Genomic DNA, 18,372 nt, shown 5'->3' on the forward strand with positions numbered 1-18,372 from the left:
CAGTACAGGCGAAACCCAGGTTTCGCCGCTGTAGCTCAGTCGGTAGAGCAGCGCATTCGTAATGCGAAGGTCACCAGTTCGATTCCGGTCAGCGGCACCAAAACAAGTAGTTGGATCAAAGGGTTACAAGCGAAAGCGTGTAACCCTTTTTTCTTTTCATGGTACGCGCATGGTGCATCGCGATGTCTCATGACGCTTCACTTATTTTCCGCGGCGATGCGCCGAGAACGCGTTTGAACGCTGCACCGAAGGCGCTGTCCGACTCGTAGCCGAGCGATGTTGCGACGCTGCTGATGGTGGCCCCTTTCATGGCCAGACGCTCGCAGGCCAGCAGCATGCGCCAGCGTGTAACGTAAGCCATCGGCGCCTCGCCCACTGTCCCGGCAAAGTGCGCGGCAAACGCCGAACGCGACATGCCGGCGGCGGCGGCAAGCAGCGCAACGGTCCAGGGGCGTCCCGGTTCGGCATGGACGGCGCTGAACGCCATGCTCAGCTTGCTGTCCTGCAGCGCGTACAACCAGTTGCCCCGCCCCGGCGGCACGCTGTCGAGGTATTGGCGCAGGGCTTCGATGAGCAGCGCCTGAGCAAAATGGCTGGCCATCAACTGCCCGCCCGGCCGTGGGCAGCGCAATTCTTCCATCAGCCGTGCAATCGATCGCCGCAAGGCTTCACCTGTGGCCGACACGACGTGCAATACCTCCGGCAACATGGCGAGCAAGATGCCGGCATGAGTACTGCCAAAGCCAAAGTAGCCACCCAGCCCGGCGCAGTCGATGCCGGTCCCGATGTGCGCCACATTCCCGGGTCCGACTACCGTCAATGCCTCGGCGACGTCGACTGCCCGACTTTCCAGGTCGCTGCACAAGCGGAAGGCGGTGCCGCCCGACACCATCACCACATCGCCCTGCCGCAAGCGGCGCTGGCCGATCGGCGCATCGCCATACAGCCAGCAGCTGCCCAGCGTGATCGCGAAGCACTTCAACGAGCCGTCGGCGGGATAATGGAGAGACCAGCTTCCGCCCGCTTCCAACCCGCGAAAGGCGTAGTCGGTGGGACGCAACATCGATAACACATCGGACAATGGATCCATCAATCAGGCCAGCGTGAGCATTCAAACCACGCATCATATCCGTTCGCGATAGCGACCGCCGCGCTGCCACCAGCCTGTTCGGCTAATTATTTTGGATAGGCCATTGCTGGACGAATGCGACGATTTCAGCGGGTTTTGCGCATTGTCGATCCATTCCTCTCTGCTTAGCATGTGTGCTCGTCATCTCGGAGCGCACCCATGCAAGATACCGTCAACAATGCCTTGTGGCTCGCTGCCAAGCAGGCCGCGTACAGCGTGGCGCCGGCGCCGTATACCGCGCCGCGCGGCCGCGAAGTGGTCGTGCGCACGCGCGCCGTCGCAATCAACGCCTTCGATCGCCATCTCCAGACCATCGGCTCGCTCGCTTGTCCGTGGCTGACCTATCCCATGGTCGTCGGCCATGATCTGGCTGGCGACGTGGTCGAAGTGGGCGAGGCCGTCACCCGCTTCCGGCCTGGAGATCGCGTGCTGGGCCTGGCCGCCGGTGTCGACAAGGGGCGCAATCGCGCGGCGGAAGGCGCGTTTCAGCATTACGTCGTGCTGCTCGAACACATGATGACGCCGTTGCCTGCCGAGCTGAGTTACACCCAGGCCAGTGTGCTGCCGCTGGGCCTGTCGACGGCGGCCTGCGCCTTGTTCCAGGACGATTTCCTGGCCCTCGCGCCGCCCCGGCTGCAGCGGCAGCTTCGCGGCGAGACCGTCATCGTCTGGGGCGGTTCGACCAGCGTCGGTGCGAATGCGATCCAGTTGGCCGCCGCCGCCGGCTACGATGTGCTGACCACCTGTTCCCCCGCGAATTTTGAATTTGTCCGGGCATTGGGAGCGCGCCAGGCATTCGATTACCGCAGCGCCAGCGTCGTGGCCGATCTGGTGGGCGCGCTCCGACAGTCGCGCTGTGCCGGCGCGGTGGCGATCGGCCCGGGCGCCGCGTCCGCCTGCCTGGACCTGGTGGCCGCAGCAGGCGGCGCGCGTACCGTGGCGGTGGTCACGCCACCCGCCACCTTCGACGGCATCCCCGCCGGTCGCGGACGCCTGCGCAAGCTGCTGCCCATTCTGCTCGATAACGCAACCGGCCTGCTGAAACTGACGTGGCGTGCCAGGCGGCGCGGTGTCGCTACGCCGTTTGTATGGGGCACCTCCCTGATTCACAACCGGGTGGGCCCGCTGATTTTCCAGGATTACCTGCCAGAGGCGCTGGCGCGCGGTGCATTCAAGCCTGCTCCGCCCTGTCAGGTCGCAGGCCACGGCCTGGAGGCGATACCGGGAACGATGGCAATGCATGCGGCAGGCGTGTCTGCCGCCAAACTGGTCGTGACGCTGTGAACATGCGCAAGAAAAATTTCTGGCGCGGCCTGCTGGGCCTGCCGTTACTGACGGGCTGTGCGTTCAGCGGCGCCGATGTCCCCGGTTCGCCTTACGCGGCATCCGCCCAGTATGCCGGCGGCGTGTTCCATAACCAGGACGGTTCAGCGGGCCCGGCGGGCGCCGGCAACTGGCGCGCCGGTCTGCGGGCGCTGTTGCGTGCCAAGGTCGACACCGTGCCGAAGACAGCCATCCCGGTGCAGCGGCTCTCCGCGCAGGTGCTGGATGGCTTGGAAGGCAACGCCAACCACCTGGTCCGGCTCGGCCATTCGTCGCTGCTGCTCAAGCTGCAAGGGAAGTACTGGCTCGTCGATCCCGTCCTGAGCCGGCGCGCGTCGCCCGTGCGCTTCGCCGGTCCGCGCCGGTATAGCGAACCGCCCCTGCCACCGGAAGCGTTGCCCGATATCGAAGGTGTCGTCATCTCGCACGACCATTACGATCATCTGGATGCGCCCACGATGGCGGTTCTTGCCACCCGTGCCCGGCGCTACCTTGTGCCGCTGGGCCTCAAGGCGCGCCTGGTGGGCATGGGCGTACCCGGACAGCGCATCACCGAGCTGGACTGGTGGGAGTCGGTCACGCTCGACGGGCTGGTCGTCACGGCAACCCCGGCGCAACACTTCTCCGGCCGTGGGCCATGGGATACCAATCGCACCTTGTGGGCTTCCTGGGTGTTCGAATCGGCCGGTCAGCGCATCTTCTTCAGTGGCGACTCGGGTTATTTCGGCGGGTTTCGCCAGATCGGCCAGCGCTTTGGCCCCTTCGACGCCGTCTGTATCGAAAATGGCGCTTACGACCCGGCATGGCCGGACATTCACATGCGGCCGGAGCAAACCTTGCAGGCGTTCCTCGACCTGCGCGGAAAACTGCTGGTTCCTGTGCACAACGCCACCTTCGACCTCGCCTTCCATGCGTGGAGTGCGCCGCTGGAGGCCATTGCCCGCCTGGCCGAAACGCAAGGCATTGCGCTGGCGACGCCGCAGCTGGGTGAGCCGGTGACCATCGGGCGCGCCAGGGTCAATCGGCGTTGGCGGGAGGCGATTCGATGAGCGGGACAGCGCGCGCAGTCGACATGGAGCCGGGAAGGATGCTATCGAAAGCGATCCGCTACGGCGGCGCGCTGCTCGGCGTAGGTGTCGGATTGCTGTCCCTTCGCTATATTGCAGGGGTCGGACCGGTGCCGGCGAACGTGCTTGCCAACCGGTACTTCGATCCCTGGATTGCCGTGCATGCCGTCGCGGCATCCATCGCCCTGATGCTGGGCGCCATGCAACTGTCCAGCGTCATGCGGCGGCGCTGGCCGGGACTGCATCGCGCGAGCGGGTGGCTGTATGTCCTGGGTTGCATCGTCGGCGCTGCCTCGGCGCTCGTCTTGTCGGCGGGCCTGTCATCGGGCCCGGTGGCGGCTGCAGGTTTCGGCGCGCTTGGTGTGCTGTGGCTGCATGCCACGATGCAGGGCCTTGGCAGCGCGCGCGCACGCGATTTTTCGCGCCACCGGGCCTGGATGATCCGCTCTTACGCATTGACGTTCGCGGCGGTCACGCTGCGCGTCTACCTTCCGGCGTCCCAGCTGATCGGTATCGATTTCGACCTCGCCTACCGCTGCATCGCATGGCTGGCCTGGGTGCCGAATGTGGTGATTGCCGAAGTGTGTATCCGGCATGGCGCCCGCTAACGTTTTTATGTCCGTCGTGTCAGGGGACTCAGTCCGCGATCCGCTCCAGCTTGCGGTCGAGCGCCTCGCTGCGCACCTGCATCGCCTGCTCTGCCTGTTCCAGCGTGCGTTCGGTGACGCCGTCGATCGCGGCGCCGCCGGCCGGCACGATGCGCGGCGTGATCACGACGATGGTCTCGGTCGCCGAGCCGCCGTCGTCGGTGCTGGAGAACGCGGCGCCGATCACGGGAATGTCCGACAGCAGCGGTATGCCCTGGCGCCGATAGGTCTTGCTGCGCTTGATCAGGCCGCCGATCAGCACCGGCTGGCCATCGTTGGCCACCAGCTGGGTATTCACCTCGGTGGTCTTCTTCGACGGAATGCCGGCCGACACCGTGCCCGAGCTGACCTCGGGCCGCACCTTCAGCATGATGCGGCCGTCGGCGTCGATCGACGGCGTCACGCGCAGGATCACGCCGGTGTCCAGGAACTGGATCGATTCGGAGGTGACGTTGTTGATGGTGGTGGTCAGGCGGTAGCCGAGCTGGTCGCCGACATTGGTGCTGGCTTCCTGGTCTTCCAGCGCCAGCAGGCGCGGCGTCGCCAGCGTGTGCACCCGGCCCTTGTTGCTCAGCGCGCTGAGGTAGGCGTCGATGTTCTTGTTCACCAGGTTCAGGTAGAAGCGCGGGCCGACGCGGGTGGCAAAGCCGGTCGCGGCGGCCACGTCCGGACCATCGGCGTTGAACACGCGCGTCCAGTCGACCCCGAAGTTTTCGTTCTGGTCGAGCGTGATCTCCAGGATCTTGGCCTCGATCAGGATCTGCTGCGGCGCCTTGTCGATTTCGCGCAGCGCCGCGGCGGCGCGCGCCAGGCCGGCGGGGTTGGCTTCGAGCACCACGGTCCGGGTCTGTTCCAGCACCGTCACCGCGCCCAGCGGGCCGAGCTGGCGTGCCAGGATCGCGCCGACCTTGGCCACGTCGGCATAGCGCACCTTCAGCGCCTTGACCTGCAGCGCCCCGGCGCCGGCGCCGTCCAGCGCCGCGCTCTTGCGGTCCTCCACCAGGAAGCCGCCGGCGCGCTCGCTGACCACGTAGCCGCCGGCCTCGGCGATGGCGCTCACGGCCTCGCGCACGGTCATGTCGTACAGGTTGATCGAGACCCTGCCGCCGACGCCACGGCCGAGCATGATGTTGACGCGGGCGCTGCGCGCGATCATGTTGAACAGCTCGTCGATCGGGGTGTCGCGGAAGGTGTACGACATGGTGGCCGGCGCAGCGATCACGGCCGCCGCTGTGGCTGTGGCAGCGGCCGCAGTGATCGTCGTCGTGGTAGTTGTCGATGCGGTGGTGGATGCGGCACCGGCCGGCGCGGGTGCGCTCTGGCCGAGCGCGAAGGCGGGCAGCGCGATCGCGGCGCACAGCGCCAGCAGCGCGGATATCGGGTGGCGCGGGGTCATGGAGATTCCTTGTCTTGCATGGTCAACAGCTGTGCGTGGCCGTTACGGACGATCAGCACGCCGCGCGCATCGATGCGGCGCACGGTGTAGCCGGAAAACTGCTCGCCGACGGCGACGATGTGGCCGTCGATATTCGCCAGCGACTGCTGCGCGTTGAGCACCAGCGCGCGCAGGCGCGGCGGCGCCGCCGGCGTGCTGTCCACCGGCGCGGTCGGCGGCGGCGCGGCGGGCCGCTGGAACGGGTCGCGCAAGGCCGCCCATGGCGTGCTGTCCGCCGGCGCGGCCGCCGAAGGCGCGGCGGCGGCCATGCCCAGCACCAGTGCCGATAGCCGGGCGCGCATCATGGCACCGTCCCGGCGTCGTAGATGGCCAGCTGCAGCCGGATCGCGCGCGCGCCGGCGGCGCCGGGCTGCAGCTCGAAGCCGACGATGCCGACCGCCGGCTGGCCGGCCTGGATCTCGGCCAGCCAGGCCATCAGGGCGCCGTAGCTGCCGCCGGCGGCGATGTCGAGGGTCTGCGCGCGCAGCCCGGCCAGGTTCAGTTGCGGGCCTTGCGCCGCCGACGATACCGTCACGCCGTGCCGGCCGGCGCTGCGGCTGACCGCGGCGATCAGTTCCAGCGGCTGCGGCGCCGGCGCGGGCGCCGCGGCCGGGCGCTGCGCTGCGTCCGGCAAGGCGGCGGCGGGCGGCGCGTTGCGCGCGGCCGCTTGCAGGGTCGCCAGCGCCGCGCCCTGCTGGCGGTAGGCCGCCAGCGGCGCGCGCAGGCCGGCGCTCCAGGCCAGCATTGCGGCGATCAGCACCACGCCGGTCAGGATCAGGTTCAGCTGGCGCGCCGGCAGCGCGGCCAGCATCTGGCGCAGGCGCGGGCTCATGGCTGCGGCACCGAGGAGGACGACGCAGTGGCCGCCAGCGTCAGCGCGGCCTGGAAATCGATCGCGCCGTCCGTGGCGTTGGCGCCGCTCGATTGCAGGGCGACCCGCTGCACGCCCGGCATGCGCGCCAGGCGCGCCAGGAAGTCGGTGACTTCCTCGTAGCCGGCGGCCTGGCCGGCCAGTTCGACGGCGGTGTCGGGCAGCTGCGGGGCGGCGCCCGCATCGGCCGTGGCAGCCGCCGCCGCCACGGTGCGGCGCAGCGTGACAGTGGTCAGCCAGGCCCTGGCCGGCAGGGCGCCCTCGAGCGCCTGCGCCAGCACGGCCAGCTCGTGCTCGCGGCGCAGCGCGCGCAGCAGCGTGGCCTGCCGTTGCCGGCGCAGCTGCGCTTCGTAGGCGCCCGCTGCGCGCGCAATGCTTGATTGCGCGGCGCTGGCGGCGGCGCGCAGCGCGGCGCTCTTGCGTTCGATGCCGGCCGTGCTCCAGCGCAGCGCGGCGTGGCCGGCGGCGGCGCACAGCAGCACCATGGCCAGCGCGGCGCCGGTGCGGCGCAGCGCGTGGCGCAGGCGCACGCCGTCGCGGTAGCTGCGCGGGATCATGTCGATGTCAGCCATCGGCGCCTCCGCGCAGGGCCAGCCCGGTCGCCAGCGCGACCGAGGTGGCGGCCTCGGTGGCCACCGCGTCCGGACGCGACAGAGGGAAGGCGCCCAGCGGCGCCAGCAGGTGCACCGGGACGTCGATCAGTTCCGCGATGCGTTCGGCGATGTCGGGATAGTGTGCCAGGCTGCCGTTCAGGTACAGGCGGCTGATCGAACTGCCGCGCGTGCGCGAGGCCACGTACACCTGGGTGTGCGCCAGCTCGTCGGCCAGGGCCCGGCAGGCCGGGTGCAGGATGGTGCGGATCGCGCGCCGCAGCTCGCCGCGCGGCAGGTCGCCGTCGGCGGGTTCCGCCACGCCGGCGCGCGCGCCGATGCCGTGTTCGCGCAGCAGGTTCGACGCGGTCGCGGGCGGCAGGTCGAGCGCCGCCGCCACCGCGCCGGCCAGCATCTCTTCGCCGAACGCGATCTCGCGGTCGAGCATCAGGCGCCGGCCCCAGATCACGGTCAGGTAGCTGCGCGCGGCGCCGAAGTTGAGCAGCGCCACCGACTGGCCGACGTCGCTGCCGTGCAGCGTCGCCAGCAGGCGGCCGATGGCGGCCGGGCCGATGTCGAGCGCCATCGGCGTCAGGCGCGCGCTTTCCAGCATCGCCAGCGTGTCCAGCACGCGTTCGCGCGGCGCCGCCGCCAGCAGTACCTGGCGCTCGCCGCCGTCCATGTCGGCGCCGCGCACCTGGTAGTAGTCGATCACGTGCTGTGCGGCTCGCTCGCCCAGCTGCTCGGCGGCGGCGCGCGCCACCGCCTGCGCCTCGCTCTGGCCCTGGCCCACGTGCACGGTCAGCGGCAGGATGCGCACGTCGGCCGGCGCCAGCGCCGCCACCACGCGCCGGCCCTGGAACGGCGCCAGCTTGAGCGCGGCGTCGACGAAGCGCAGCAGTTCGCGCGGCGCCGCCAGCAGCGCTTCGCGCGGCATCGGGTAGGCCAGCGAGGCGGCCGCGCGCAGGTGCCAGCGCTCGCCCTGCAGCTCGGCCTGCACCAGGTTCAGGCGGGTGGCGGCGAAGTCGACGCCGATCGGGCGCGCCGGCGCCGGACGCATGCTGCGGCCCAGGCGGCTGGCGAACTGGCGCAGCGTCATGGTGTGGCTCCGGTCGACATGAGGTTCAGCATTTGGCGGCCACCACCACGCGCAGCACCGGGCGCACGCTCGACGAGTTGGCCTTGCGGCTGTAAAAATTCAATGCCTGGCCATTGTCCACCAGGCGCAGCAGCACACCCATGTTCGATGCCGGGCCGCCGCTCAGCCAGGATTCGACCAGCGGCGTGACGTCCCAGCTGGCGCCCGTGCTGCCGGCGGCGATCGTGGTCACCAGCTCGGCCTTGCTGTAATCGCCGCCGCCAGCGCTCCAGGGCGTCAGTCCGCGCGCCCAGTTCCAGGTGGCGTAGCTGTCCCAGCGCGTGGTCACGCGGTGCAGGGCGACCCGGCGCGCGCCGGGACTGCCTGCGGTCAAGGTCAGCGTCAGTGTTGCCGACAGCACCTTGTCCTCCTTGCCGATGTCGCTGACCGACCAGTACAGCAAGGCGTGCGACGCGTTCGACACCAGCGCCAGGGTGGTGGCGTTGCTGGAGGCGGGACGCAGCGGATCGATCGTGGTGTCGAGCGCGTCGTCCATGGCGTCGTTGTCGACTTCGAGGTCGGTGAAGTCATGGACCCGGAACGCGGGGCGGCCAGGATCGGTGGCGCGCTGCGCATCGGCGCGTTCGGCGTCGCGCGCCACGGTGCCGCTGGCGGCGATGGTGAGTTTCGCGCCTTCGCCGGTTGCGCTGGCCTCGAAGCTGCCGTTTCCCAGCCGGGTGGCGGCGATGGTGTCCTTGACCTTGTTCTTGGGGCAGCCCTTGACCTGGGTGCGCCACTTGGCGGCGGCAAACCCGGCTTCGGCCAGGTAGCCGGCGGCGCGGCCGTCATAGTCGTCGCGCACCGACCGCAGTTCGCCGCTGGCCGCACGGTTCAGGCCGAACGCCAGCGCCGCCAGGGTGGCCAGCAGCAGCGCGACCAGCAGCAGGAGTGCGCCGCGCTGGCGCCGCAGCATCATGGCGACGGCCCCAGTCGCACCGTGCGCGCATGGGCGCAGTGCGCGCCGCACGCGCTGGCGGCCGGGTCCAGCGTCAGGGTTACGTACAGCACCGGACGCCAGCCTGGTTCGGGCAGTGGCGCTTCCAGCTTGAAGCTGGCCACGTTGCTGGCGATGATGCTGCGCACCGCCTTGGCGTCGCTGTTGGTTTCGATCAGGTCGCTGCCCTGGAGGGTGTACTGCCACGGCGCCAGCCAGGCCTGGGCGACGTCGGCGGGGCTGGCGGATGGCGGCAGCGGCGGGGTGGCGCCGGTGGCGAGACTGGCGTGGGTGGCAATGCGGTCGAGCGCGAAGCGGGCGTCGGCGCCGGCGTCCAGGCTGCTGCGCACCGCGCGCGCGGTGTCGGTGCCGACGTGCAGCATGTCGGCCAGCGGCAGCAGGATGATGCTGGCGATGACCAGCGCGATCAGGAGTTCGGCCAGCGTGAAGCCGGCCGCGGGCCGATAGCGAAGGTGGTGCGCGTTCACTGGGTCACCAGGGTGGTCAGGGTGAAGCGGTTGCCGGCGTTCGGGTCGGCCAGTTCGGCGCTCACCTGCAGCAGGTAGTTGCTGCTGCCGTTGGCAACCAGCGTGCGGGTGCCATCGACGCCGTAGCGCGCGATGGCCACCTTGATCGCCGGGCAGGCGCCGCCGGCGGCGGTCGAGAACCTGGATGCGGCGTCGGCGCTGCCGGCCGCGCCCAGCAGGCGGGTAAACGGTTCGGCCAGCACCGCCTCCATGCGCGCGCTGACGCAATCGAGTTCGCGCGCCGCCTGCGCGCTGACGCCCGGCGCACCGATGGCGCCGCGCAGCGCCTCGGCGGCCGGCACCAGGCACACCGACAGCAGCAGCAGCGCCAGCAGCGCTTCGAGCAGGGTCATGCCGGCGGCCCGTTCGATGCGGGCGATGGAGGACGGCGCGAAGGACATGGTCAGGAGAGCGTGATGCGGCCGCTGGCGTCGAGCGTGATGGTGCGCCGGGTCGCGCCGTCGCCGATCACGACAGCGCCCGAGCGCAGCCGCTGAGTACGCGCCGGACCCTTGCCGATGCCGCGCACCGGATTGCCGGACGCGTCGAAGGCGAAGGTGGCGGCGCTGCTGGGGTTCTCGGTGAAGGTAAAGGTGCAGCTCACGATGGCGATCTGGTTGGCGGCAGGAATAGGGGCAAGCGCCGCCGAGTACCATGGTGCGGCGTTCGACACGACACTGTTGTCTTTATCGGTATCGATGGAACGGACCGTCGCCGTGGCGGCGGCGGGATTGCAGGCGAACAGGCGGGACTGGCCGCTGCGGCGCGCATCGTCGCGCGCGAAGCGCAGGGCCAGCGCCACTTCGCCGGCCGCCGCATCGGCGCCGAACCCGGCCACCGGCTGGGCCGAGGGCAGGGCGACCGCGGCGGCGATGGCGAGGATCGCCAGCACCAGCATCAGTTCGATCAGCGTGTAGCCGGTGCGGACGCGGCAGGGCATGGCGCCGTCGGCTGGGCGCGACCGCTATGTTAAGGGTTGGCCTCTCCAGAGCCAGTGTTATCACTGTCTTCGGCTACCTTGTTCAGAGCGAATTCGCCGGATTTCACGTCGTAGAGCCAGCCACTGCCAGTGGCATGGGTCGGCGTGATCTTGTCGCCGGTAGTTTTGAAATCGATGTCGTTGCTCTGACCGAACGGATCGGCCGGAATGCCCTGACGCAGATAAGGACCGTAGCGGAAATCCCCGTGCGCGACGCTGCAGGTCTGGCCGGCGGCGTTCGATGCGTAAGTGAGCTGCTCGATCAGCGCCTCTTTGCTGTTCGCTGCGCCTTTCCCTGCCACGCCGGTGGTGCAGGTAGCTCCCTTGGAGTCTTTGGCGCCCGGGTTGACGTCGCCGCCATGCTGTGCACGGTACAGCTCGATCGCGTTGCGCACGGTGGCCAGATTAGTAGTGGCAGCCGCATTCTTTGCGTCCGTGGTGGTCGCTGTAAATTGAGGAATCGCGATCGCCGAGATGATCGCCAGGATGATCACCACGATCAGCAGTTCGATCAGGGTGAAACCGGCTGCTGCCGTGCGCTTGAAAGAAGTCGACATGAAGTTTTCCGCCTTTGTGCAAAGTCACGCAAATGACTTTGTTATTTGAAATTATTAATTCCAGAGAGTAACACGCACGACTTGCCGCACGACACGAAGTTACCAAATGTGTGGGAATGTGTGGTTTTTCGTTAACGCTTCAATGAACACTTCGTGACAATTTGAATATCGGCAGGATCAGCGAGCTGACGATTGTTCCCACCAGCAGCCCCATCACCAGCAGCATGACCGGCTCGGCCATCTTGGATAGCCGCGCCAGCGAGCGCGTCAGTTCACGGTCATAGGCGTCCGCCACCCGGCTCATCACGCGGCCCAGGGTGCCGGTGGCCTCGCCGGTGGCGATCATCTGGCGCACCGCGACCGGCACGAAGCCGCTGTTCTGGAAGCCGGCGGCGATGCCCTTGCCCTCGGTGACGTCGGTTTCCAGGTCGCGGATGAAACCCTGGATGTCGGCGTTCGGCACCACCGCGCGGCAGGCTTCGAGCGTGGCCAGGATGGTCACGCCGCGCTCGAGCGAGATGCCCATCACGCGCAACAGGCGCGTCATGTAGATGCGGATGAACACCTCGCGCACCAGCGGCAGGCGCAGCTTGGCGCGGTCGAGCGCAGTGCGCACCCCGGGCTGGCGCGCCAGCAGCCAGCCGGCGCCGACCAGCGCAGCAGCCAGCGCCGCCGCGATCGCGCCATGCCCGGTCAGGAACTGGCTCACCACCATCAGCGCGCGCGTGGTCCACGGCAGCTGGTCGTGGATGGCGGCGAACATCACGGCGAACTTCGGGAACACCGACACCAGGATGAACAGCACCACCGCGAACGAGAACGCCAGCAGGATCAGCGGATACGACAGCGCCGCCACCAGCGTGCTGCGCAGGCGTTCTTCCTTTTCGTCCATCTCGACCAGCTGCGCCAGCACTTCGGGCATGAAGCCGCCGGCCTCGCTGGCGGCGATCAGGTTGATGTAGGTAACGGGGAACAGCGGGTGGCGCGCCAGCGCCGCCGAAAAACGTTCGCCGCCCAGGATGTCGTCGCACAGCGCCGCGATCATCGCGCGCAGCTGCGGGTGGTCGGTCTGCTCGTGCAGCGACTGCAGTGCCGCGTGCAGCGGCACCCCGGTTTCGAGCAGCAGCGCCAGGCGCTCGGTGAACATGGCGCGCTCGCGCATGCCGGGAGCGCGCTGGCCGAAGGCGCGCGACGCGGGGATGCGGGGGGCGGCGGAGTGCGGCGCGGCGTCGGCCGCCACGGCAAAGGCATCGAGTTCGATCGGCATCGCGTCGTTCCTTACAGCGAATGCACCACGCGCGCGATTTCCTCGGGCGTGGTGTGGCCGTCGAAGGCGCGCGCCATGCCGTCGGCGTACAGGTCGTGGTGGCCGCTGGCCGCGACGTGGGCCGCCAATTGGTCCTTGCTGGCGTTGGCCACGATCATGCGCTGCAGATCCGGGCCGACTTCGAGCAGCTCGTAGATGCCGAGGCGCCCCTTGTAGCCCGAGTCGTAGCAGGCCGGGCAGCCGCGTCCGCGCACCAGGCGCAGGTCGCCCTGGCCGCGCCAGCGGTAGGCGGCGGTCGCTTCGGGCGTGGCCAGGTAGCTGGTGCGGCAGCCCTGGCACACGCGCCGCACCAGGCGCTGCGCCATCACGCCGATCAGCGCCGAGGAAAGGAGATAAGGCTCGACGCCCATCTCGACCAGGCGCGAGACCGCGCCCAGCGTGTCGTTGGTGTGCAGCGTGGTCAGCACAAGGTGGCCGGTCAGCGCCGCCTGCACCGCGATCTCGGCGGTCTGGCGGTCGCGCACCTCGCCGATCATGATGATGTCCGGGTCCTGGCGCAGCACGTGCTTGAGGATCTTGGGGAAGGTCAGGCCGATGGCGTCGTTGACCTGGTTCTGGTTGATGATGTCGAGCTGGTACTCCACCGGGTCTTCGATGGTGACGATGTTCTTCTCGATGCTCTTCAGGTGGCTGATCGCCGCGTACAGGCTGGTGGTCTTGCCGCTGCCGGTGGGGCCGGTGACCAGGATCAGGCCGTGGCTGCGTCCCAGCAGGCGCTTGAAGGCGCCGACCGCGTGCGCGTTCATGCCGAGTTTATCGACGTCGAGGATCGACTGGTTCTTGTCGAGCACCCGCAGCACCACCTTTTCGCCATAGATGCCGGGCAGCGAGGAAAAGCGCAGGTCGACCGTACGGCCTTGCGTGGCGACCTGGATCCGGCCGTCCTGCGGCAGGCGCCGTTCGGCGATGTCGAGGTTGGCCATTACCTTCAGGCGCGAGACGATCGCCGGATGCTGGTCGACCTTGGGCGACATGACTTCGTACAGCACGCCGTCGATGCGCAGCCGGATGCGCGCGCGGCTGCGCGAGATCTCGATGTGGATGTCGCTGGCGCCGTCGCGGATGGCGCGCTGGATCACGGCGTTGACCATGTTGATCACCGGGCTGGCGCCGGCCATCTCGTCGATCTGGGTGTAGTCGTCGGGAATGGTCGACTCGATCAGCTCGAGGTCGCTCGCTTCGGTATGGATGAAGTCGGGCAGGGCGCCGCCGTAGGCTTCGTCGGCCAGGCGCCGGATGTCGGCCGGCGGCGCCACCGCCACCCGGATGCGCAGGCCGGTGCGGGCGCGCAGCTCGTCGATGCTGTGGATCGCCTGCGGCTCGGCGCTGGCCACCGTGAGCGTGCCGCGCACCTCGAACAGCGGCAGCACGTTCAGGCGCCGCGCCACGTCGCGCTCGAGCAGCCCGAGCGCGCCCGGGTCGTACAGGCCGGTGCGCAGCTGCACGTAGGGCAGGCCGAGCTGGTCGGCCAGGGCGCCGTACAGGGCCGCCTCGGTGATCCACTTGCGCTCGACCATGATCAGGCCCATGCGCTTGCCGGTCTGGTCCTGCAGGCGCGCCGCTTCGGCCACCTGTTCGGCGCTGGCGGCGCCGCGTTCGACCAGGATGTCGCCCAGCTTGCTGCCGGCCTCGCGCACCGGCTGCGGCGCCGGCGCGCGGGCGTCGAATTCCGGCAGCTGCTCGAGCAGGCCGGTGACGGCCAGGATCTCGCGCACCAGCGGGTTCGGATAGGCCAGCTTGAGCCAGCCGCCCAGGCCCGCCAGGCGTTCGCCCATGTCGGCCATCAGGCCCAGCGCGCGCCCCGACAGCAGCGTCACCTTGCCCAGGTCGATCACGATCGACACCTGGTGCTGGGCCACGCACTCGTCCAGCGCCGCCTGCAGCATCTGCAGCGCGTCGTCGGCCACCAGCGCCGTCAGCGGCGCCAGGTAGGTCATGGCGCCGATGCGGCTGCGGGTGATGCGCTCGGACAGGGCGGAGTCGAGGCTCATTTCACTATCATGCGGCGAGCGGGTTGGCGACCGGGTCGCGCGCGATGCCGAAATCGGCGATCCAGCCCGGTTCGGCCTGGCACACGGTCTCGAATACCGCCACCACGCCCGGATCGAGCTGGGTGCCGGCGCAGCGCACGATCTCGGCCATCGCCACTTCGTGGCTGCGTCCGGCGCGGTAGGCGCGCGAGCTGGTGATCGAATCGTAGGTGTCGGCCACCGCGATGATGCGCGCGTTGTAGGGAATGTCGTTGCCGGCCAGGCCGTGCGGATAGCCGGTGCCGTCGTACTTTTCCTGGTGGTGGCGCGCGCCCGGCACCGCGCCCTTCAGGCGGTCGATGTGGCGCAGGATCTCGTAGCTGCGCTCCGGATGCACCATGATGAAGGTGAACTCGTCGCGCGTCAGGCGGCCCGGTTTGCACAGCACCGCGTCGGGAATGCCGATCTTGCCGACGTCGTGCAGGAGCGAACCCCAGAACAGGTTGTCCAGTTCACGCGCCGGCAGGCGCAGCGCGCGCCCGATCTCCATCGCGATGTGGTGCACCCGCTCGCTGTGGCCGCGCGTGTACGGGTCCTTGGCTTCCACCGCTTCGATCAGGGCCGCCGCCATCTGCTGGTTGAACTTGCTGGTCTCGGCCAGCATGCCGTGCATGCGCGACAGGCTCGACAGATGGTTGGCCAGCACTTCGCCCAGCTTGCGGTCGCTGTTGCTGAAGTCATCCTTCTCCGCGTGGTTGAGCAGCACCAGGATCGCCACCACCGACTTGTCCTGGAACACCGGGCAGCACAGGATCTTGAACGGCATGTCGGTGAAGATGTAGGCGCGGCGCGGGTCGTCCGGCGCGTTCATCACGATCGGCTGGCGCGACGAATGCGCGAAGCGATACAGGTCGCCGCGCATCTCGACCAGCACCAGGTCGAGGTTGTGGATCGGGGCCGACAGGTTGGTGGCCGAGACGCACAGGTTGTCGCCCGGCTTGATGAAGGCGGCGACGTCGGCGTCCATGTGTTCGGCCCAGCTCTCGAGCAGGCTGCCGAAGATGTCTTCGCCGGTCGTCATGTCCTGCACCTGGCGGTCGATCGCGTACACCAGGTGCAGCTCTTCGTAGCGGTCCGACAGTTCGCCCGCCATGGCATCGAGTTCGCCCTGCACGCCGCACTCCTCGCCGATGGCGGCGGCGACGTCTTCCAGCGCCTCGGCCAGCGCGTCCCAGGCGAACAGCGCATCGTCGCTTCCCGCCTGGCTGCGCACCGCCAGGTAGCCGATCAGCTGGCCCTTGGCCTTGATCGGCAGGTACAGCAGGCTGGCGCCGGCCTCGGTCTCGCTGGCGGCGAGATCGTGGCGCTGCATGCCGTCGCCGTTGCACGGCCAGGCGAAGCCGGCGGCGCTCAGGCGCGCCAGCCACGGCGCCAGGTCGGCGTGGCCGGCCGCGCTCCAGAGCGGCGCGCCGGCGGCGTCGCACACCGCCAGCGCATGCTCGCTGCCGGTGCTGCGCAGCAGCCAGCGCGCGTGGCGGGTGTAGTCGAGGGTGGGCAACAGCTTATGCGGCATGAGAAGACTCCGGCGGGGTGCCCGGCGCAGGCAGGGCGGCGAAATGGCGGGACAGGCGCGCCACCAGCTGGCGCGGGCTGAGGGGTTTTTCGAGGAATTCGGTGTTCGGCAGCGCGCGCGCCCAGGCGCGTTCGTCGAGCGCCGTCATCGACGTCATCACCAGGATCAAAAACGGATGGTCGGGGTAGGTGCTGCGCGCCAGCGGGCACAGGGTGCGGCCGTCCATGCCGTCCATCTGGATGTCGCTGATCAGGACGTCGGGCAGCTGCCGCGCCATGCAGGCCAGCGCCGCATGGCCGTCGGACGCGCTGTCGACCGCGTAGCCTTCGCGCTCGAGCGCCAGGCGCAGCACGCGCAGCACGTGCGGCTCGTCGTCCACCAGCAGGATGCGGCGCGCGCTCATAGCACGGCGGCGCCGGCGGGTGCGGGCACGGTCTTGAGGTGGATCGAGAAGGTGCTGCCGACGCCCGGTTCGCTTTCCAGCACGATGCGGCCGTGGTGCAGCTCGACGATCTGCGCCGCCAGGTACAGGCCGAGGCCATGGCCGCCGCGCTTGACCGGCGCGTCGCCTTCGCTGACGCGGTAGAACTTGTCGAAGATGCGGCCCTGGTCGGCCGCGGCGATGCCGATGCCGGTGTCGCGTACGCTGATCACGATGTCATTGTCCTCGTTGCGGGCGGCCAGCGTCACGCTGCCGCCCTGGCGGTTGTATTTGATGGCGTTGGTGAGCAGGTTGTTGAGCGCGATGCGGAACAGGTCCTTGTCGATGGCCACCGCATCGAGCTCGCGCGGCAGGTCGAGCAGCACGCGCAGGCCCTTGCCTTCGGCGCGCGGCAGCGCCTGGTCGTAGGCGTCGCGCAGCATGTCGTCCAGCCGCACGCGGTTGCGCTCGGGGCTCATGCTGCCGGTTTCGAGCTTGCTGACGTTGAGCAGGTTGCCCACCAGCGCGTTCATGCGCTCGATCTCGTCCTGGATCACGTTGAGCGACTCCACGCGCAGGCTCTCGTCGTCGCTGTCGGCCAGCATCTCGGCGTACATGCCGATCACGTTCAAGGGCGACTTGAGTTCGTGCGAGACGTGCGCCACGAAGTCGTTGCCGGCCTGGCGCGCCAGGCATTCGCGGGTGACGTCGCGCAGCACCACCAGGGTGCCGAACGACATCGTGCCATGGCCGCCGCTGAGCGGCTGGGCGGTAGCGCTCAATTGCCGGCCTTCGACGTTGACAGGTGCGAAATCGACGCTGCCCGAGGCGGCGCCGCCGGCGCGCGCATGGTCGCGCAGGCCGCCGCTGTAGCGTCCCAGCAGGGTGCGCAGGGCCGGGTCGCAGCACCAGCTCTCCAGCGGCTGGCCGAGCAGGCGTTCGCGCGGGATGCCGAGCAGCGGCTCGATCTTGCCCGAGGCGAAGCTGACTTCGCCGCCCGGGTCGAGCATCAGGAGGCCGTCGGGCAGCGACTGCAGCGCGGCATGCAGTTTCTTGCTGCCGTATTGCAGCAGGCGGTTGTCGGCGGTGGCGTTGAGCGCGCCCTGTTCGAGCTGGGCGATGCGCGCCCCGGCCTGGTCGAGGTAGCCGCGCATGCCGGCGATCAGGTCGCGCATGTCGGCGTCATTGGCGCCGTCGGCCTTGTCCGGGCGCGCCAGGCTGCGCAGCTGGTCCGACAGCGCCGCCAGCGGCATCATCTCGCGCTTGAGCATCAGGTACACCACCGGCACCACCAGGAACATCGCCAGCGCCAGCAGCGCCAGGAACGACACGTCCTGCGCCGGCAGCGCATAGCGCGGCTGGTAGAAGCCGACCCGCACGAACAGCTGACCGCTGCTGCGGTCGGCCAGCGGGCCATAGAATTCGCGCAGCGCCGGGGCGCCGCCCTGCGCCAGGTCGCGCTCGCCGAAACCGGCGGCGGCGCTGGCGGGCAGGGCGACGGCAGGCGTCATGCTGCCGCGGCCGGCCACTTCGGCCAGGATGCGGCCATCGGCGCTCCCGATCGCCGCGTAGGCGAAGTCGCCGTTGTCGTGGTAGGCCAGCAGGGCGCCCAGGATGCCGCCGTTGCCGCCGTTGGCGGTCACCACCGGCATCGGGACGGTGCTGAGTGACTTGACCAGGCCGACGCCCTTGATGCGGATCTGCGCGGCCTGGCGGTCATGCTGGCGTACCACCAGCAGCGTGACGACCAGCGTGATCGCGGCCAATGCGCATGCAATCAGGATCATGCCAATGCGATTGAGTTTCATGAGTAGTACCGCTGCCGTGAATGTTACATGGAGAAAACCGACAACTATAGGTATCAAGTTGCATCATGGCAAATAA

19 protein-coding genes and 1 tRNA gene are annotated in these 18,372 nt (G+C 69.1%); 4 read left to right on the forward strand and 16 right to left on the reverse strand.

What is annotated here, in order from left to right; translation table 11 throughout:
• The first annotated feature begins 24 nt into the window (after nucleotides 1–24).
• A tRNA-Thr gene (locus QPK27_RS00580) sits at nucleotides 25–100 on the forward strand.
• A gap of 87 nt (nucleotides 101–187) precedes the next feature.
• On the opposite strand, the gene QPK27_RS00585 is transcribed toward QPK27_RS00580, so the two are convergent.
• A complete protein-coding gene (locus QPK27_RS00585; protein ID WP_290416252.1) occupies nucleotides 188–1,090 on the reverse strand; it encodes an AraC family transcriptional regulator in 903 nt (300 codons plus the stop codon).
• Between the two features lie 198 nt (nucleotides 1,091–1,288).
• Here QPK27_RS00585 and QPK27_RS00590 point away from each other — a divergent pair, with 198 nt between their 5' ends.
• Genes QPK27_RS00590 through QPK27_RS00600 form a run of 3 tightly spaced genes read left to right on the forward strand, consistent with a single transcriptional unit; the run spans nucleotide 1,289 to nucleotide 4,127 of the window.
• Nucleotides 1,289–2,413 carry a zinc-binding alcohol dehydrogenase family protein gene (locus QPK27_RS00590; protein WP_290416253.1) on the forward strand — a complete coding sequence of 375 codons (1,125 nt, stop codon included), beginning with the start codon at nucleotides 1,289–1,291 and terminating at the stop codon, nucleotides 2,411–2,413.
• Between the two features lie 2 nt (nucleotides 2,414–2,415).
• On the forward strand, nucleotides 2,416–3,501 hold the full coding sequence (locus QPK27_RS00595) for an MBL fold metallo-hydrolase (RefSeq protein WP_290416254.1): 1,086 nt from the start codon (nucleotides 2,416–2,418) through the stop codon (nucleotides 3,499–3,501).
• A 38-nt stretch (nucleotides 3,502–3,539) separates the two neighbouring features.
• The gene (locus QPK27_RS00600; RefSeq protein WP_290416255.1) at nucleotides 3,540–4,127 is read left to right on the forward strand and encodes a DUF2306 domain-containing protein; all 588 of its coding nucleotides are present in this window, start codon (nucleotides 3,540–3,542) and stop codon (nucleotides 4,125–4,127) included.
• A gap of 28 nt (nucleotides 4,128–4,155) precedes the next feature.
• On the opposite strand, the gene QPK27_RS00605 is transcribed toward QPK27_RS00600, so the two are convergent.
• The 15 genes from QPK27_RS00605 to QPK27_RS00675 form a co-directional block, all read right to left on the reverse strand.
• Entirely contained in the window at nucleotides 4,156–5,562 is a 1,407-nt protein-coding gene (locus tag QPK27_RS00605; RefSeq protein WP_290416256.1) for a type II secretion system protein GspD, read from the reverse strand.
• On the reverse strand, nucleotides 5,559–5,906 hold the full coding sequence (locus QPK27_RS00610; RefSeq protein ID WP_290416257.1) for a hypothetical protein: 348 nt from the start codon (nucleotides 5,904–5,906) through the stop codon (nucleotides 5,559–5,561). Before QPK27_RS00610 ends, QPK27_RS00605 begins: the two co-directional genes overlap by 4 nt.
• Nucleotides 5,903–6,433, reverse strand: a complete 531-nt coding sequence (locus tag QPK27_RS00615) for a hypothetical protein (RefSeq protein WP_290416258.1) — start codon at nucleotides 6,431–6,433, stop codon at nucleotides 5,903–5,905. Before QPK27_RS00615 ends, QPK27_RS00610 begins: the two co-directional genes overlap by 4 nt.
• Nucleotides 6,430–7,044 (reverse strand): PilN domain-containing protein, encoded by a 615-nt coding sequence (locus QPK27_RS00620; RefSeq protein ID WP_290416259.1) that lies wholly within the window; start codon nucleotides 7,042–7,044, stop codon nucleotides 6,430–6,432. The genes QPK27_RS00615 and QPK27_RS00620 overlap by 4 nt, the downstream gene beginning before the upstream one ends.
• Complete coding sequence (pilM, locus tag QPK27_RS00625) at nucleotides 7,037–8,161, reverse strand: pilus assembly protein PilM (RefSeq protein ID WP_290416260.1); 1,125 nt, start codon at nucleotides 8,159–8,161, stop codon at nucleotides 7,037–7,039. Before pilM ends, QPK27_RS00620 begins: the two co-directional genes overlap by 8 nt.
• Nucleotides 8,162–8,186: 25 nt before the next feature.
• A complete protein-coding gene (locus tag QPK27_RS00630; RefSeq protein ID WP_290416261.1) occupies nucleotides 8,187–9,116 on the reverse strand; it encodes a DNRLRE domain-containing protein in 930 nt (309 codons plus the stop codon).
• Nucleotides 9,113–9,622: a prepilin-type N-terminal cleavage/methylation domain-containing protein gene (locus tag QPK27_RS00635; protein ID WP_290416262.1), complete on the reverse strand. Its 510-nt coding sequence runs from the start codon at nucleotides 9,620–9,622 to the stop codon at nucleotides 9,113–9,115. The genes QPK27_RS00630 and QPK27_RS00635 overlap by 4 nt, the downstream gene beginning before the upstream one ends.
• A complete protein-coding gene (locus QPK27_RS00640) occupies nucleotides 9,619–10,062 on the reverse strand; it encodes a hypothetical protein (RefSeq protein WP_290416263.1) in 444 nt (147 codons plus the stop codon). Before QPK27_RS00640 ends, QPK27_RS00635 begins: the two co-directional genes overlap by 4 nt.
• Nucleotides 10,063–10,064: 2 nt before the next feature.
• Nucleotides 10,065–10,601, reverse strand: coding sequence for a prepilin-type N-terminal cleavage/methylation domain-containing protein (locus QPK27_RS00645; RefSeq protein WP_290416264.1), 537 nt, complete (start codon nucleotides 10,599–10,601; stop codon nucleotides 10,065–10,067).
• 29 nt (nucleotides 10,602–10,630) lie between these two features.
• Nucleotides 10,631–11,197: a type II secretion system protein gene (locus QPK27_RS00650; RefSeq protein ID WP_290416265.1), complete on the reverse strand. Its 567-nt coding sequence runs from the start codon at nucleotides 11,195–11,197 to the stop codon at nucleotides 10,631–10,633.
• A gap of 139 nt (nucleotides 11,198–11,336) precedes the next feature.
• Complete coding sequence (locus QPK27_RS00655; protein ID WP_290416266.1) at nucleotides 11,337–12,464, reverse strand: type II secretion system F family protein; 1,128 nt, start codon at nucleotides 12,462–12,464, stop codon at nucleotides 11,337–11,339.
• Nucleotides 12,465–12,475: 11 nt separating this feature from the next.
• Nucleotides 12,476–14,515 (reverse strand): ATPase, T2SS/T4P/T4SS family, encoded by a 2,040-nt coding sequence (locus tag QPK27_RS00660; protein ID WP_290416267.1) that lies wholly within the window; start codon nucleotides 14,513–14,515, stop codon nucleotides 12,476–12,478.
• A gap of 7 nt (nucleotides 14,516–14,522) precedes the next feature.
• A complete protein-coding gene (locus QPK27_RS00665; protein WP_290416268.1) occupies nucleotides 14,523–16,067 on the reverse strand; it encodes an HD domain-containing phosphohydrolase in 1,545 nt (514 codons plus the stop codon).
• On the reverse strand, nucleotides 16,057–16,470 hold the full coding sequence (locus QPK27_RS00670) for a response regulator transcription factor (protein WP_290416269.1): 414 nt from the start codon (nucleotides 16,468–16,470) through the stop codon (nucleotides 16,057–16,059). Before QPK27_RS00670 ends, QPK27_RS00665 begins: the two co-directional genes overlap by 11 nt.
• Nucleotides 16,467–18,296 (reverse strand): ATP-binding protein, encoded by a 1,830-nt coding sequence (locus QPK27_RS00675; protein WP_290416270.1) that lies wholly within the window; start codon nucleotides 18,294–18,296, stop codon nucleotides 16,467–16,469. The genes QPK27_RS00670 and QPK27_RS00675 overlap by 4 nt, the downstream gene beginning before the upstream one ends.
• Nucleotides 18,297–18,372: the final 76 nt, after the last annotated feature.

Origin of the sequence: Massilia sp. YIM B02443, assembly GCF_030411955.1 — a bacterium.
GTDB lineage: Bacteria > Pseudomonadota > Gammaproteobacteria > Burkholderiales > Burkholderiaceae_D > Telluria.

What these genes read in the sequence shown, in the direction of transcription:
- QPK27_RS00605 (WP_290416256.1), bottom strand. Translation starts at nt 5,562, where the DNA reads ATGACCCCGCGCCACCCGATATCCGCGCTGCTGGCGCTGTGCGCCGCG.
- QPK27_RS00590 (WP_290416253.1), top strand. Translation starts at nt 1,289, where the DNA reads ATGCAAGATACCGTCAACAATGCCTTGTGGCTCGCTGCCAAGCAGGCC.
- QPK27_RS00645 (WP_290416264.1), bottom strand. Translation starts at nt 10,601, where the DNA reads ATGCCCTGCCGCGTCCGCACCGGCTACACGCTGATCGAACTGATGCTG.
- QPK27_RS00655 (WP_290416266.1), bottom strand. Translation starts at nt 12,464, where the DNA reads ATGCCGATCGAACTCGATGCCTTTGCCGTGGCGGCCGACGCCGCGCCG.
- QPK27_RS00670 (WP_290416269.1), bottom strand. Translation starts at nt 16,470, where the DNA reads ATGAGCGCGCGCCGCATCCTGCTGGTGGACGACGAGCCGCACGTGCTG.
- QPK27_RS00675 (WP_290416270.1), bottom strand. Translation starts at nt 18,296, where the DNA reads ATGAAACTCAATCGCATTGGCATGATCCTGATTGCATGCGCATTGGCC.
- QPK27_RS00600 (WP_290416255.1), top strand. Translation starts at nt 3,540, where the DNA reads ATGCTATCGAAAGCGATCCGCTACGGCGGCGCGCTGCTCGGCGTAGGT.
- QPK27_RS00665 (WP_290416268.1), bottom strand. Translation starts at nt 16,067, where the DNA reads ATGCCGCATAAGCTGTTGCCCACCCTCGACTACACCCGCCACGCGCGC.
- QPK27_RS00610 (WP_290416257.1), bottom strand. Translation starts at nt 5,906, where the DNA reads ATGATGCGCGCCCGGCTATCGGCACTGGTGCTGGGCATGGCCGCCGCC.
- QPK27_RS00615 (WP_290416258.1), bottom strand. Translation starts at nt 6,433, where the DNA reads ATGAGCCCGCGCCTGCGCCAGATGCTGGCCGCGCTGCCGGCGCGCCAG.
- QPK27_RS00620 (WP_290416259.1), bottom strand. Translation starts at nt 7,044, where the DNA reads ATGGCTGACATCGACATGATCCCGCGCAGCTACCGCGACGGCGTGCGC.
- QPK27_RS00640 (WP_290416263.1), bottom strand. Translation starts at nt 10,062, where the DNA reads ATGTCCTTCGCGCCGTCCTCCATCGCCCGCATCGAACGGGCCGCCGGC.
- QPK27_RS00630 (WP_290416261.1), bottom strand. Translation starts at nt 9,116, where the DNA reads ATGATGCTGCGGCGCCAGCGCGGCGCACTCCTGCTGCTGGTCGCGCTG.
- QPK27_RS00650 (WP_290416265.1), bottom strand. Translation starts at nt 11,197, where the DNA reads ATGTCGACTTCTTTCAAGCGCACGGCAGCAGCCGGTTTCACCCTGATC.
- QPK27_RS00595 (WP_290416254.1), top strand. Translation starts at nt 2,416, where the DNA reads ATGCGCAAGAAAAATTTCTGGCGCGGCCTGCTGGGCCTGCCGTTACTG.
- pilM (WP_290416260.1), bottom strand. Translation starts at nt 8,161, where the DNA reads ATGACGCTGCGCCAGTTCGCCAGCCGCCTGGGCCGCAGCATGCGTCCG.
- QPK27_RS00660 (WP_290416267.1), bottom strand. Translation starts at nt 14,515, where the DNA reads ATGAGCCTCGACTCCGCCCTGTCCGAGCGCATCACCCGCAGCCGCATC.
- QPK27_RS00585 (WP_290416252.1), bottom strand. Translation starts at nt 1,090, where the DNA reads ATGGATCCATTGTCCGATGTGTTATCGATGTTGCGTCCCACCGACTAC.